Annotated in this window: 13 protein-coding genes; 6 read left to right on the top strand and 7 right to left on the bottom strand. The window is 66.4% G+C overall.

Features of this window, described 5'->3' with window-relative positions; translation table 11 throughout:
• The first annotated feature begins 5 nt into the window (after positions 1-5).
• From AB0M45_RS05590 to yjfF, 3 genes are read left to right on the top strand one after another with little or no spacing between them, the layout of a single operon-like run.
• Positions 6-1538, top strand: a complete 1533-nt coding sequence (locus AB0M45_RS05590) for a sugar ABC transporter ATP-binding protein (RefSeq protein WP_364323264.1) — start codon at positions 6-8, stop codon at positions 1536-1538.
• The gene (locus AB0M45_RS05585) at positions 1535-2566 is read left to right on the top strand and encodes an ABC transporter permease (RefSeq protein WP_364323262.1); all 1032 of its coding nucleotides are present in this window, start codon (positions 1535-1537) and stop codon (positions 2564-2566) included. Before AB0M45_RS05590 ends, AB0M45_RS05585 begins: the two co-directional genes overlap by 4 nt.
• On the top strand, positions 2563-3576 hold the full coding sequence (gene yjfF, locus AB0M45_RS05580; RefSeq protein ID WP_364323260.1) for a galactofuranose ABC transporter, permease protein YjfF: 1014 nt from the start codon (positions 2563-2565) through the stop codon (positions 3574-3576). The genes AB0M45_RS05585 and yjfF overlap by 4 nt, the downstream gene beginning before the upstream one ends.
• A 794-nt stretch (positions 3577-4370) precedes the next feature.
• Here yjfF and AB0M45_RS05575 read toward each other — a convergent pair.
• From AB0M45_RS05575 to AB0M45_RS05555, 5 genes are all read right to left on the bottom strand, one after another.
• A complete protein-coding gene (locus AB0M45_RS05575; protein WP_364323691.1) occupies positions 4371-4808 on the bottom strand; it encodes a hypothetical protein in 438 nt (145 codons plus the stop codon).
• A complete protein-coding gene (locus AB0M45_RS05570; protein WP_364323661.1) occupies positions 4690-5535 on the bottom strand; it encodes a LacI family DNA-binding transcriptional regulator in 846 nt (281 codons plus the stop codon). The genes AB0M45_RS05575 and AB0M45_RS05570 overlap by 119 nt, the downstream gene beginning before the upstream one ends.
• Before the next feature lie 341 nt (positions 5536-5876).
• Positions 5877-6239: a recombinase family protein gene (locus AB0M45_RS05565; RefSeq protein WP_364323258.1), complete on the bottom strand. Its 363-nt coding sequence runs from the start codon at positions 6237-6239 to the stop codon at positions 5877-5879.
• A 24-nt stretch (positions 6240-6263) separates the two neighbouring features.
• Complete coding sequence (locus AB0M45_RS05560) at positions 6264-7010, bottom strand: IclR family transcriptional regulator C-terminal domain-containing protein (RefSeq protein ID WP_195068117.1); 747 nt, start codon at positions 7008-7010, stop codon at positions 6264-6266.
• Positions 7007-8473: an APC family permease gene (locus AB0M45_RS05555; RefSeq protein WP_364323255.1), complete on the bottom strand. Its 1467-nt coding sequence runs from the start codon at positions 8471-8473 to the stop codon at positions 7007-7009. The genes AB0M45_RS05560 and AB0M45_RS05555 overlap by 4 nt, the downstream gene beginning before the upstream one ends.
• A gap of 259 nt (positions 8474-8732) precedes the next feature.
• Between AB0M45_RS05555 and eat the strand changes: the two genes are divergently transcribed.
• Genes eat through eutC form a run of 3 tightly spaced genes read left to right on the top strand, consistent with a single transcriptional unit; the run spans position 8733 to position 12365 of the window.
• Positions 8733-10172 carry an ethanolamine permease gene (gene eat / locus AB0M45_RS05550; RefSeq protein WP_364323253.1) on the top strand — a complete coding sequence of 480 codons (1440 nt, stop codon included), beginning with the start codon at positions 8733-8735 and terminating at the stop codon, positions 10170-10172.
• A complete protein-coding gene (locus tag AB0M45_RS05545) occupies positions 10169-11575 on the top strand; it encodes an ethanolamine ammonia-lyase subunit EutB (protein ID WP_364323251.1) in 1407 nt (468 codons plus the stop codon). Before eat ends, AB0M45_RS05545 begins: the two co-directional genes overlap by 4 nt.
• A gap of 13 nt (positions 11576-11588) precedes the next feature.
• Entirely contained in the window at positions 11589-12365 is a 777-nt protein-coding gene (gene eutC / locus AB0M45_RS05540; protein WP_364323249.1) for an ethanolamine ammonia-lyase subunit EutC, read from the top strand.
• A 369-nt stretch (positions 12366-12734) separates the two neighbouring features.
• On the opposite strand, the gene AB0M45_RS05535 is transcribed toward eutC, so the two are convergent.
• Positions 12735-13892 carry a hypothetical protein gene (locus tag AB0M45_RS05535; protein WP_364323247.1) on the bottom strand — a complete coding sequence of 386 codons (1158 nt, stop codon included), beginning with the start codon at positions 13890-13892 and terminating at the stop codon, positions 12735-12737.
• 79 nt (positions 13893-13971) lie between these two features.
• The gene (locus AB0M45_RS05530) at positions 13972-14745 is read right to left on the bottom strand and encodes a hypothetical protein (RefSeq protein ID WP_364323245.1); all 774 of its coding nucleotides are present in this window, start codon (positions 14743-14745) and stop codon (positions 13972-13974) included.
• Positions 14746-14774 lie beyond the last annotated feature (29 nt).

Below are 14774 nucleotides of genomic sequence, written 5' to 3'. Positions count from 1 at the left end.
AGTGCATGTCGGAACCGACTGTCACACCGGCACTTCGGATGTCGGGCATCGTCAAACGATTCGCCGGGGTCACCGCGCTGTCCGAAGTGGTCCTGCGGCTCTTTCCCGGCGAGATACACGCACTGGTCGGTGAGAACGGCGCGGGAAAATCCACCCTCATCAAGGTGCTCACCGGAATTCACGACGCCGATGGCGGGACGATCGAACTCGACGGTCGACCAGTGCGATTCACCGGCCCGCAGCAGGCGCTGCGGGCCGGGGTGAGCACCGTCTATCAGGAGGTGAATCTGTGCCCGAATCTGTCGGTCGCGGAGAACATCTACATCGGACGGGAACCGCGGCGGGCCGGTCTGATCCGCTTCTCCGCTATGCGTCGCGATGCCGCCCGACTGCTTGACAGACTGCGCTTGAACATCGATGTGGCTGCCCAACTCGGCTCGTATTCGCTCGCAGTGCAACAGCTTATCGCTATCGCTCGAGCCGTCGACCTGGATGCGAAGGTCCTCATCCTGGACGAGCCCACCTCGTCTCTGGATACCGGTGAGGTCGAGCAGCTGTTCGCGGTGATGCGCAGGCTCGCCGCCGAGGGCGTGGCGATCGGATTCGTCACCCACTTCCTCGATCAGATCTTCGAAATATGCGACCGGGCCACGGTGCTGCGCAACGGAAACCTGGTCGGCGAATATCCGGTGGCACAGCTGAATCAGAAAGATCTCATCGCGCACATGCTCGGCACGGCGCTCAGCACGCTCGACGAGATCGAGCACGAGAAGCCGGATCCGGCGGTGGTGGCACGGCAGGATCCGTTGTTGCAGGCAGCGGGGATCAGTGGGCGCCGCAATTCCGTCGCGCCGTTCGATCTCACCGTTCGGGCCGGCGAAGTCGTCGGGTTGGCCGGGTTGCTCGGCTCCGGCCGCACCGAGGTGGCGCGACTGCTCTTCGGTGCCGACCGCGCGTCCACCGGGAATCTCAGCGTGGCGGGCACACCCACGGCACTGCGCTCGCCGCGCACCGCGATCGACCATCGGATTGCCTTCTGCCCCGAAGATCGCAAATCCCAGGGCCTGATCCTCGACCTGTCGGTGCGCGACAATATCGTGCTCGCGGTCCAGGCCGCGCGCGGCTGGGCACGGCCACTGTCGGCGCGCAAGCGCGACGAACTCGTCGCCGGGTACATCGCCTCGCTGCGGATCGTCCCGGCCGACCCGGATACGCTGGTGAAATTCCTCAGCGGCGGCAACCAGCAGAAGGTACTGCTGGCCCGCTGGCTGGCCACCCGCCCGAAACTGCTGATCCTCGACGAGCCGACCCGCGGCATCGATGTCGGTGCCAAGGCCGAAATCCAGCGGCTGGTCATCTCGCTGTCCGAGGAGGGCATGTCGGTGCTGTTCATCTCCGCCGAACTCGAGGAAGTGCTGCGGCTGAGTCACAAAGTGGCGATCCTGCGCGATCGGCGGTTGGTCGCCGAATTGGTCAACGATGCCACCCTGACCATGGATCGGCTCACCGAAACCATTGCAAGCGGGGCGATTTCATGACGGTCAACCGTAACCACCTGTTCTGGCCGGCGGCCGCGCTCATCGCCCTGCTGATCGTCAACGTCGCGTTCACGCCCGGCTTCCTCTCGATCCGCATCCAGGACGGACACCTCTACGGCAGCCTGATCGATATCCTGCGCTACGGGGCACCACTGGCGCTGATCTCGGTCGGCATGACGCTGGTCATCGCGACGCGAGGTATCGACCTTTCCGTCGGCACGGTCGTGGCAATCGCGGGTGCGCTGGCCTGTCTGCATATCAGCGACATGCCGGATCAATCCGATGCCGGTGGCGTCGTCGTCGCCGTGCTTGTCGCACTCGGCGTTGCGGTAGCGCTCGGACTGTGGAACGGGCTTCTGGTGGCGCGCTTCGGGATTCAGCCGATCGTAGCGACATTGATCCTGATGGTTGCCGGACGTGGTGTCGCACAGCTGATTACGTCGGGCCAGATCATCACGATCAATAGTCTGCCGTATAAGGTCATCGGTGGCGGCTATTTGCTCGGGCTGCCGGTGCCCGTCCTGGTCGCCGCCGCTGTGTTCGCTGGGCTGGCCGTGTTGTTGCGGCGCAGTGCGCTCGGGCTGCTGCTGGAATCGGTCGGCGGCAATGCCGAGGCGGCGCGTTTGGTCGGCATCCGGGCAGGTGGTCTGATCGTCGCCGTGTACGCGGTCTGTGCGTGCTGTGCGGCTATCGCGGGGCTGATGATCAGTTCGAATGTATCTGCGGCGGATGGCAATAACGCCGGACTGTGGATCGAACTCGATGCGATTCTCGCAGTTGTCATCGGCGGTACCGCGTTGACTGGCGGGCGATTTCAACTCGGCGGCACCGTCCTCGGGGCATTGGTGATCCAGACGCTCACTACAACGATCTACACCGTCGGGGTGCCACCGGAGACGACGCTGGTTTCCAAGGCGGTCGTGGTGATCGCGGTGTGCCTGATCCAGTCGCCAGCTTTCCGCGCCAAGGTCTTTCGCCGCCAACCCCGACGCAGCATTCCATCGACAGTGACGGAGGCGAATAGATGAACGTGCTGACCCATGCCCGCACCGTCCGACCGGTCCTGCGCCGACCTATGATTCGCGGTCACCGCAGCCGATACATCCCGGTACTGGCCACCGCGGCACTGTTCGCCGTCATCTACGGCGTCGGGGTGATCCGCTATCCAGCATTCGGCTACCCGCAGGTTTTCGTGAACCTGTTCATAGACAACGCCTTTCTCCTCGTCCTCGCCGTCGGGACGACTTTCGTGATACTTACCGGCGGCATCGACCTATCCGTCGGTGCGGTGCTGGCCTTGACCACGGTGGTCTCGGCGTGGCTGGTGACCGTGCACGGATGGCCGCCGCTGCTGGTCATGCCGCTCATGCTGGTCGGTGGCACGCTATTCGGCGCCGCAATGGGCGCGGTCATCCACTACTTCGAAATTCAGCCGTTCATCGTGACGCTGGCCGGTATGTTCCTCGCACGCGGGCTGGCGTATGTGATCAGCACGGATTCGATCACGATCACCGACCCCGTTTATACGGATCTGGCGCAGCGTCGATTCCGGCTCGGCGGGGACGGCTTCCTGACGGTGGGCACGATCGTCGCGCTGGTGATCGTCGCCGTGGCCTTCCTCGTCCTGCACTACACCCGTCTGGGTCGCACCGCGTATGCGATCGGCGGCAACGAACAGTCGGCGCTCATGATGGGCCTGCCGGTGGCCAAGACCAAGGTCGCCGTGTACGCGATCAGCGGCTTCTGCTCGGCACTCGCGGGCATCCTGTTCACGCTCTATACCTTGTCCGGCTGGAGCCTGCACGCCGTCGGCATGGAACTCGACGCGATAGCCGCGGTCGTCATCGGCGGCACCCTGCTCACCGGCGGCTCCGGATTCGTCCTCGGCTCAGTGCTCGGCGTACTGACCCTCGGCGTAATCCAGACCATCATCAGCTTCGAAGGCACCCTGAGTTCCTGGTGGACCAAGATCTTCATCGGCGTCCTACTACTCGCCTTCATCCTCCTGCAACGCACCATCGGAACCCGCGACGGATAATGGGTGCCGTTGGGTGTCCGGGTGAACGCGCTGAATATGCTGTAGGCACGCGATGACCTGGCCGCCATCTCCGACCTGTCATCGTTGGACAGCACGGTGATGCCGAAGGGTCGAGACCGCTGTCGATCTGATCCGGGTCACAGCAGTTCGCGGGGTCGGGTCGTCCGCACAGCCACCATATCGTTGGTGTCCGGCCGTTCGTAGGGTGGTCGGTCGGCCTCCAAAGTAACTATTCAACAAGGGTTTCGGAACGGCCCGTGCTTCTGCACCAAGTGGTCTGAGGGAAGGCGCCGCAGTGGGTGCGGGCGATGGTAAGGAGCGCAGCGCAGGCTGATTGTCTGTATCAACGGCGGCAATCCATGCTCTCGAGGTCGCGGCCGCGGCGCTCGTTCATGATCGTGGCGAACGTGCGGACGCCGCTGGCGAAGGAGTCGAGTTCGGGGCTGGCGTCAGGATTGCGTCGAGGCTGGGTCGATAGTGGCGGGATCGGTCATGCTCCAGACCGTGACCGGACGGACCGGCGGCGGGTTGGGTGGCGGTGCCGGAACCTGGGCGGTCGCGCGGAACGGCTGCGGGTTTGCGCGCATCAATTTGTCCCTGCCTTGGTAGACGCGCGATCGGATCTTTTCGAACAGCCCACTAACGCGTCCGGTAGCGACCCCTCGACAGGACGATTACAGGCGAGCCACATTGCCTCTGCCACCGCCAGCAACGTCCTAGCAGCTCGCAGGCATGGATGACGACCGCGGCGCCCGGATTCGGTGCCAGGCTGGTCGTGGCCGCCACAGTATCTATCAGGAGTCGTCGTCGTTGTGCCCAGCGAGCTGCCGCCCCAGCCGCCTGGCGGCGTTCACGATCATGTCCAACGGGGTCTCATACTCGAGGTCGTAGTCGTAGTCGTCGTCCGGCTCGAGAGCGTCGGTGAGCAGGAGCGCATGTCGCAGCATGAGGTGCTCATCGGTCACGACGAGCCCGCCGATAGTGGCCGTGCTGCCGACCTTGGTGAGTACGGCCGGGAAATCGACCTTGTCAGCCTTGGCGAACGGCCTGTCGATCTGGATCCATTTCTCGTCCGCCCGTCCGATCACGACGTCCGGGGCGGCCCAATCCTCTTCAGCATCCTCGACTTTGATGCTGATTTTGTCGGGCTCCACATGCACGCCGTAGCTGTTCTCGGAAATGCGCTCGACCAGAGTTCCACTCGTAGCTGTCTTCCACGCGTCTCCCTCCACAGGCGCCAGCATTCCGGATGCAAAGCGTTGCAGCATCGGCTGCGGCGGAATGGAATTCGTCCGATACTGCAGACAGTGGTGGTGGTATGCGGGCCCATACGAACGCGGGGTTGGCCTGGAAGGTCCAGAGCGCGATGTGTCGTGATGAACGCCTCGCGGCGCTCCCGCGCGGTCCAAACCCTGGATCGTCGCCGAGGAAACAGATCTGGGGGTGGCCGTGAGCGACCAAGTGCTCCATTGCACTGCGAATTCGACCGCGGTTGTCGCCGAGGACAGCGTCCGACGCCTGACCTCGTACCGGACGGTCAACAAAGACGATGGGAATTCCGCTCGCGGCAATGGACGGATCCATACTCGGCGTCTCGCCGGCCGGAACGATGACGAGGCCATCAACGCGCCGTTCAACGAGATCTTCGAGCACGCCCCGTTCCCGGATGGGTGAGCCTTCTGCCGACGCCGTGATCAAATGGTGGTGGCGGATCCGCGCCTCGCGTTCCACGGCTGCGCCGATCTGCGCATAGAATGGGTCAACCAGATTCTCGACAACGAGAGCAATGGTCAAGCTGCGTGCTGATCCAGGCTGGGAGCCGCTAAATCGGCGAAAGCCGAGGCGGTCCATGACCGCCTTGACTCGCTCCACGGTGTCCACTCGTACCCCGGGCTCGTGATTGACCACCCGAGAAACTGTCTTGACTGAGACATGGGCTTCGGCTGCCACGTCAGCCATCGTCGGCCGCTGACGTGCCTTACGGCCAGACGATTCTTTCATCCCGAGATTCCAGCACAATGTTCATCCGCCCGCACTGCGCAACTCATCTCGCAGCCTCAAAAGACTCACATGTCGGCGCAATTGAGGCAATGTCCTTCCACAGATCCAACCCGACCGCGGCCGCAGCCCGCAGCAACGCCACCGACCCCGGCTGCGACACCACACCAGCACCGTCGGCGTCAACTTTCAGCGAACGGGTACCACGACGTAGGCTGCCTCACCAGAAAGGTGCTCCTGAAACCTCGATATTCGACCCTCAGCAAGTCGAATTATCGCAGCTCAGAGCACCTTTCGCCATTTCAAAGCCACAATCGGCTCACCTGGCGTGATTGGCCGAGGTCAACTGGACAGCCCCCAGCTGCTGTCGGGGCCGATACCGTATGTCGAGGTGGAAGGCCTGGTGGAGATTCGCTTTGTCGGCTTGGGCGCCCGCGGCGAGGACGGCTGCGATGTCGCCGAGGGAGTCGATGAGCTTGCGGATCTCGGTTTCTGTCAGTTGGGGGATGGTGGGCAGTGCTGGCTTGCCAGCCGTCTTGGGATCGGTGCCGGGTTCTGCTCGGGCCGGTGTGCTGACGGGCAGGGATGTCCTCGCGGTTGAGTTCGTGGGCGATGGCCTTGTCGCCTCGGCCTGCGATATAGTCGCGGAAGATTCGTTGGACCACAGACCGGCCCGATCGCGTCGGCGGTCAGTACAACAGCGGCCCAAGCGCTTTTGCGCACAGTGCAGCCGCATCCACATGCGCCAGGATCGCTGGGGTTCGGGTGGAAGGCCCCGCCAGGCACAGAGCGCCGCGCACCACACCCTCCGCATCAATGATCGGCAGTGCGACGCAGCTCAGTTCGGCCTGGAGCTCGTCGGTCTGGGTGGCGACACCATCGCGGCGCACCGCCTCCAACTGGACGTGGAGGGCGGTGTGGCGGACCACGGTTGCGGGCGTGAGGCGGGGGAGCCGGGCGGGCAGCGCTTCGAGCGCGCCGGGGTTGTGGGTGAGCAGCAGTTTGCCTGCCGCGGAGGCGTGCGGGTGCCGGACGAGTTCACGCTCGGCCCGCACCGGATGGTCGGGGTCGGCGTCGATGATATGCAGGGTGGTCCCGCGGAACCCGATCACATGCACGCCGAACCGCACGGTCGCGCGGAACGCTTCGATCGCCGAGCGGGCCGCGAACGGCATGCTCGGGCGGGCGGCGGCGGTGACCAGCCCGTCGAGCCGCGCGCCGAGGCCGAAGCCGCGCAGATCGGACGTGCGCACCAGGTACTCCTCGGCCACCAAGGCGTTGAGCAGTCGGTAGGCGGTGGCCGCGGGCATGTGCAGGGCGGCGGCGATCTCCTTGGCCCCCACGCCGAGTCCAAGCGTGGCGACCGCTTCGAGGATGAGCAGCGAGTTGGAGACAGTGCTCGGATGGTGCCGGGAGGGATCACGCAAGGGGCTCATCGGAACGCGGCCACCTGTGCCAGATCGGAGCGCTGCGTCTCGTCGTAGATGCCGACCGCGGCCAGTCGCCGGGGCCGGAGGACCGCTAGGTAGCCGGTGTAGAGGGCCGCCGCGACCATGATGAGGCCGTACACCAGGATCACCCTGTTGCCGTCGCGCACAGTCGAGATCGCCGCATTGCCGGCGAGGAACAGCAGCAACGCCGAGGTGAGCGCGCCGAGCACCCATATTCGCGCGCTGCCTTCCCCGATGCGCCGCAACAAGACCGGCGCCGATACGCACACGGCGAAATAGCTGCCGAGATACCCGCACGCGCTGAGGGTGAGGAACGCGCGCAGCCCGTCCTCCGGCGTCGCCCCCACGGCCAGCACCACCACAGGCACCACGGCCACCACCGCGAGCGCGGCGAGCGCCGCGTGCGAGGGTGTGCGGAAGCGTGGGTGCACGTGACCGAAGGTGCGCGGTGCGACCCCTTCGCGGCCCATGCAGAACAGCACCCGCACCAGCGCGTTCATCGAGGCAAGCGTGCAGGCGAAGAAGGATGCGGCGATGCCGAGATCCAGGAACGCGGCCAGCACACGGGAGCCGTCGGAGACGAGCAGTTCGACCAGCGGCGTGGAGCTGTCGCGTACCGACGGCGGCGCGTGCCGTAGCGCGATCGCCAGGATCGGCACAGCGGTGAGGTAGATCGCTGCCGACAGCTTCGGCGTCGAGGTGACCGCGCCGGGGATCGAGCGAAATGGTTGCTGTGCTTCCCCGCTGAGCGTCGTGGAGCTTTCGAAACCGACGAACGCGCTCACCGCGACGACCACGCCGACGGTCAGGAGTTGCAGGTCGCCGTCGAAGGTGAACGCCGAAGTCACCGGGGCGTCGGTGTGGTGGGTCGTCAGCAGTACCAGCAGCACCGCGGCGATGACCACGATCGACACGCACTCCACCCCGAGGGTCGTCCACGCCGACATCCGGATGCCCCGGATGAGGACCAGGCCCACGGCCAGCGCCGCCACCACCGCGACCGCACCCACCGTCACGGCGGACACCTCGCTAACGAGGCCCACGCTTGCCGCCACATGCGCGAGGTAGGCGCCGACGGCGATGAGCCCGGCGATGGACACCGCCCCGTAGCCGACGATCGCCGACCATCCCGTTGGCACCGCAGCTTTCGGCCCGAGCCCCCTCGCGACGTAGGTATAGAGCCCGCCCACCGACGCCATCCGCTGCGCCATCGGCCGGATGCATGCCGAGACGAGCACCGTGAGGACCGCGGCGCACACGAACGCGACCAGCGCTCCGCCGCCTCCTGACGTCGCGAGCACGAGTGCAGGCGTCACTCCCGCGGTACCGGCGGGCGCGACGGCGGCCACCGACTGAGCCAGCACGGGCGCGAACGGCAACCGTCGCCGGTCCAGACCGCGGACCGGTGACTGCTCGGCGATCAGCTGCCGCTGCTGCGCGTCGGGCATTGTGCTCCGTTCTCTTCGGACGACTCCGCCGGTCGGCACCGCATCGACGAATATCACAAGCGCACTCGATAAATGTTTCCGGCGCGTTACGCCGGGTGGGAATTTCCGCCGCTCGATTTCTCGCGCGAGATTCGACAAGCGTTCGCAACCCGTCATATCCGCTCGGTACCTTTTGCCGACGTGAGCAAACCCCGTTCCCGGGTCGAATCCCGCGGTCCCTGCTCACGGCCGAATTTCCGATGTCCGTATGGAGCCGCAGATGTCCGTTCTCGACGCCGACAAATCCCGGAATCAAGGGAGTCAACCTCACGAGGAAACCAGCGATTACCTGGCTAGACGCCAGCTGAAGCGTGGCAGCGCCGGCTGGATGCTGCTGGCCGGGCTCGGCGTGAGTTATGTGATCTCCGGCGACTATTCCGGCTGGAACTTCGGGCTGGAACAAGGCGGCTTCGGCGGCCTGGCCATCGCTACGGTGATCATCGCCGCCATGTATCTGGCGATGGTGCTCGGCATGGCCGAAATGAGCTCGGCGCTGCCCGCCGCCGGCGGCGGGTACACCTTCGCGCGGCGCGCACTCGGCCCGTGGGGCGGATTCGCCACCGGCAGCGCCATTCTCATCGAATATGCCATCGCGCCGGCCGCGATCGCCACGTTCATCGGCGCCTATGTGGAGTCACTCGGGCTGTTCGGCATCCAGGACGGCTGGTGGGTGTATCTGGCGGTCTACGCGGTATTCATCGGCATCCACCTCAGCGGTGTCGGTGAGGCGTTGAAGGTGATGTTCGTGATCGCCGCGGTCGCGCTCGTCGGCCTGGTCGTGTTCGTCGTCGCCGCGATCGGCAAGTTCGATCTGGCCAACCTGACGAACATCCCGGTCTCCGACGCCGCGGGCGCCTCGAGCGTGCTTCCGCATGGCTATCTCGGCATTTGGGCGGCGATCCCGTTCGCGATCTGGTTCTTCCTCGCGGTGGAGGGCGTGCCGCTGGCAGCGGAGGAAACGAAGGATCCCGAACGCAATGTCCCGCGCGGCATCGTCGCGGCGATGGGCGTGCTGCTCGTGGCCTGCGCGCTCGTGCTGGTGCTCACGACCGGCGCGGGCGGGGCCGAGGCCATGCAGTCCTCGGGCAACCCGCTGGTCCAGGCCCTCGGCGACAGCGGGGCGGCCACGGTGGTCAACTACATCGGCCTGGCCGGTCTGATCGCCAGCTTCTTCTCCATCATCTACGCCTACTCCCGCCAGCTGTTCGCACTCTCGCGGGCCGGATACCTGCCGACGTCGCTGTCGGTCACCAACTCTCGTAAGGCTCCGGTCCTCGCGCTGATCGTGCCCGGCGTGATCGGTTTCGGGCTCACCTTCACCGGCCGCGGCGCCATGCTGCTGAACATGGCCGTGTTCGGCGCTGCGCTCAGCTATGTGCTGATGATGGCCAGCCATATTCTGCTGCGCCGCCGCGAGCCGGAGATGCCGCGGCCCTACCGCACCCCGGGCGGCATCGTCACCACCGGTTTCGCCCTGGTCGTCGCCACATTCGCGGTGGTCGCCACCTTCCTGGTCGACACCATGGCCGCACTGTGCTGCCTGGCGGTGTTCGCTGCCTTCCTGGCCTACTTCGGTCTCTTCAGCCGCCACCGGCTGGTTGCCAACTCGCCCGACGAGGAGTTCGCGGTGCTGGCCCGCGCCGAGAAGGAACTCGAATGACCCACCACCAGAGCGTCTCCGGCCGGAACTACAGTTTCGGGTCGCTCGTGGAGGTGATGGCCAAGGCGACACCGCTGCGCTCCGGCGACCAGCTCGCCGGCTGCGCGGCAGAGTCCGACGCCGAACGCGCCGCCGCCTCCTGGGTGCTGGCCGACCTGTCGCTGAGCGTGTTTCTCGACGAACAGGTGGTGCCGTATGAGACCGACGCAGTGACTCGGCTGATCATCGACGGACACGACCGGGCGGCCTTCGCACCGATCGCGCATCTCACCGTCGGCGACTTGCGCGACTGGCTACTGGCCACCGCGGCGGCCCCCGACGCCGCGGTCACCCTCTCGGGAATCGCCGCGGGTCTGACGCCGGAGATGGTGGCGGCCGTCTCGAAGATCATGCGCAACCAGGATCTGATCGCGGTCGCCAAAGCGACGACGGTGACCTCGGCGTTCCGCACGACCATCGGCCTGCCCGGCCGCATAGCCACTCGTCTGCAACCCAACCATCCCACCGACGACCCGCGCGGCATCGCCGCCGCGACCCTCGACGGGCTGCTCATGGGCTGCGGCGACGCGGTCATCGGCATCAATCCCGCCACCGATTCGCCCAGGGCGACAGCGGATCTGCTGTATCAGCTCGACGACATCCGCACCCGCTTCGGCATCCCGATGCAGTCCTGCGTGCTCTCGCACGTGACGACGACGATGGAATTGATCGACAAGAACGTCCCGGTCGATCTGATGTTCCAGTCAATCGCGGGCACCGAGGGCGCCAACGCGAGCTTCGGTGTCACTCTGCCGATGCTGGCCGAGGCGAACGAGGCGGCCCGGTCGCTGGGCCGGGGCACGGTCGGTGACAACGTGATGTATCTGGAAACCGGTCAAGGGTCGGCGCTGTCGGCCGGTGCCCACCTGGGCACCGGCGGGCTGCCGGTGGATCAGCAGACGCTGGAGGCGCGGGCCTACGCGGTGGCCCGCGTGCTCGACCCGCTACTGGTGAACACCGTCGTCGGGTTCATCGGCCCTGAGTACCTCTACGACGGCAAGCAGATCATCCGGGCAGGGCTCGAGGACCACTTCTGTGGAAAGTTGCTCGGCCTGCCGATGGGTGTGGACGTCTGCTACACCAATCACGCTGAGGCCGATCAGGACGATATGGACACGCTGCTCACCCTGTTGGGCACGGCGGGGTGTGCGTTCGTCATCGCGGTTCCCGGCGCCGACGACGTCATGCTCGGCTATCAGAGCTTGTCATTCCATGACGCGCTGTACGTGCGCCAGGTGCTGGGGCTGCGGGCCGCACCCGAGTTCGAGACCTGGTTGCACGGGCTCGGGATGGCCGACGACTCAGGCCGCATTCTGCCGGTTGATGCGGCCGTCTCGCCGCTACTCGCCCTCACCGCTCGCTGACCAGGAGGTTCCATTGGAGATCGACAAATCCGCCGACTCCCCGCAGGACGTGTGGGCTCCGCTGCGTCGTACGACCCAGGCCAGGATCGGGCTGGGTCGCACCGGTAACGCCTTGCCCACCAAGCGGGTGCTGGAGTTCAGCGCCGCGCACGCCGGCGCCCGCGACGCCGTGCACCTGCCGTTCGACGTCGCCTCGTTCGCCGAGCGGATCACGGGTCTCGGCCTCGGCGCCCCCGCCGTCGTGCGCAGCAACGCGAGCGACCGCGGCGAATATCTGCGCCGACCCGATCTGGGCCGCACCCCGGCCGACCTGTCACCGCTGTCCCATAGCGGCGCCGATGTTGGCATCGTCATGGCCGATGGGCTGTCCCCGCGCGCACTCGACGAACACGGCCAAGGCCTGCTGCAGGCCCTGGCCGACGAATTGCGGCCGCACTACAGCCTCGCCCCGCCGGTGCTGGCCGTGCAGGCACGGGTCGCGCTGGGCGACCACATCGGCGCGGCCCTCGGCGTGCGGACCCTGATCATGCTGATCGGCGAGCGGCCCGGTCTCTCGGTCGCCGACAGCCTCGGCATCTACCTCACCCACCTGCCGCAACCGGGCCGCACCGATGCCGACCGCAACTGCATCTCCAACATCCACCCACCCGGAGGACTCGATTACCGCCGGGCTGCGGCCATCACCACCGCGCTGGTGGCGGGGGCACGCAGGCTCGGCCGCTCCGGTGTCGCACTCAAGGACACCGCGAGCGACGAACTGGCAGGTACGGAATTCATCGAGCTGCTGTGACGCTATGAGCCGTCAAACAGTACCGACGAGAACGCCGGGACCCGGCAGATCGATGCTCGGCCAATGCCATGACCGACTACCCCGACCCGGGGATGAGACGGCATGGTTCGGGCGCCGGTCATGGGGCGTTCGGCGCTGGCGGTGCGGGGGAAGCGGCCGCGATAGCGCTGGCCAGACACGATCGACCAGGGTGGTGACCGACGCGCCGGAGGGAACGCGCCATGACGGGTGGGCGCGAATTTCCCGCGCACATCACCGCACCGGTGGTTGTTGTACTAACGGGCGCACCCACTAGTGAGTTCCGCAGCAGCGCTGGACTTTTCGGGTGGAACCGGCTGCACGCGAGTTCACGCCAGGGCGCGGGGCCGCTCAGCGGTGCCCGCCAGTGTGATCGTGGGAGCAGGTATCGGTGCGGCGGCTGTCCACGGTGGTGGCCGCCTGCCCTGCGCCGTGGCCTTCCAGGGCCGCGAACGGTCCGCACTGGTTGGCGGTGATCCAGACATGGACCATCGGATTGCCCGCGCCAGGGTTGATCGAGTTGAGCGGGCAGTTGCCCTGGGCGTCGGTGACACCGGCGACCTGGGGACCGTCGGCACCGGCCTTCCAGCAGAGGTTGTCGTGGACGTGCCATTGCATCAGCGACCCGCCGTAGTCCACCAGCTCGCTGTCGTCGATCTTCTTGCCTTTGGCGATGTACATCGCCGAGACCAGGGTCCGATCGGCGCCGTCGACCCGGTAGACCAGCGACTCCGGGTGGGTGGCGTCGAGGAATCGGTCGTCGCGAATGTAGCCGGTGTTGACGTAGTGCTCGTAACCGGTGGCCGAGTCGCCGATGGAGCGAAAGCCCAGTGTGCCGATGGAACCGACGTCGGCGAACGCGGGCAGCTGGTCGAGGGTGCTGCGAATCAGAGCGGTCGCGCGCTGCTCCTGCGCGGCGGTCACGCCGGGCACGCGGGACACGTCGATCTGGGTCGCCGGATCCCACGGCCGCGGCCATGCGGCGTCGGTCCCGTGGTCGGTGTGGTCGCCGCCGGCGGCATGGGTGTGGTCGCCCTCGTCGTGGCTGTGCACATGTCCGGCGCCGCCGAGCATCGCCGCGACGGCGAGGGCGCCGGCCAGACCAGCGGCGGTCGCGGTCGATGCCGTGGGCAATGACGCGCCAGGATGCGCCAGGACGACGGTCGCACCGGCAATCGCGAGCACCCCCAGTGCCGCGCAGGTGCTGTCGAGGAACTGCGGCGCTTCCGCCGCGCCGAGGGCGTCGGGCCACGGCAGCCCCGCGAACCGGGTATAACCCCAGATCACCACCGCGACGAGGTTCACCCCGATCACCATGACCGGCATGGCCTTTCGCGTGCCCACCGAAGCCGGCAGCCCGACCGCGCATTGTGCTGCCGCGAGCACGACCATCAGCCGGGCGAGGGTGGCGTGCTCGGTATGCAGTCCCGCGGCGAACAGGTGCAACGCACCCGCCCCGACCGACGCCGCACCACCGAGCAGCAGGAATCCGTTGCGCCCACCAGTCATGTTCGATCTCCTTCGGTAGCCCTGGACGCTACCGGGCCCGGGTCGGGCGTCGCTCCCATGACTTATGAGAGATCTCCGGTTACCAGCCGAAGTAGCTGCGGATGGGCAATTCGTCCGGGCGCGGCTCGGGTATGTGGAGCTCTTGTGGTGCGAATCCGAGCAAGGGGTGGGTGTCTGCGGTGGCGGCGATTGGGTGGTGGAACAAGATCAGTTCGATCACGGTGTTGACGTAGTCGAGTGCCGTGGTCATCAAGGTCACAGCGAAGGTGGCCAGGTCGCCGACGGTCGTCGTTTCGGCCGACAGGATCGCGGTGCTGGCTTTCCAGACGCCGAGTTGGTCGGCTTGTTGCTGGGTGAGTTCCACATCGTCGAGCAGGTCGAGGTTGACCGCGATGGTGGTGGCGCTGCCGTATCCACGGCTGGGTACCGGCCCGGTCGGCAGTACGGCCTCGTGGATGTAGTTGCGCAGTGTCGCGGTGATGTGGGCGTAGCTGCGGTGCTCGACGATCCGGTCCACGATCTCACCAGCGGCGTATTTATCGACGACGTGGCTGGTGATCAGGGCCGGGGAGTACAGGGTCTTGGGTTCGTTCCTCTTCGGCGCCCTGCCGTCGTGCAGCCGTCGAAACAATCGGCCGAAGGTGTCGAATACCGCGGTCAGGTAGAGCAGTTCACGGTCGAAGGCCTCGCTGACCCGCTCGGTGGTATCGAGGGTGGGTGTGTGGGGGCCGTTGTGGGTCGACAGCGCGGCCAGCAACTCGTCGAGCGCATGCAGTGCGCGCTGGGCCCGCGCCGCGATCGAACCGAGGTCGGAGACTAGGCCATAACGGTGTCGCGTACTCCGTTCGGGCATCGCAATTTGCGTGAATGTGCGAGAACCAG

Source organism: Nocardia sp. NPDC051787 (assembly GCF_040681325.1).
GTDB lineage: Bacteria > Actinomycetota > Actinomycetes > Mycobacteriales > Mycobacteriaceae > Nocardia.
The sequence above is the reverse complement of the archived record's forward strand: the minus strand, read 5'-3'. Positions and strand labels throughout refer to the sequence as shown.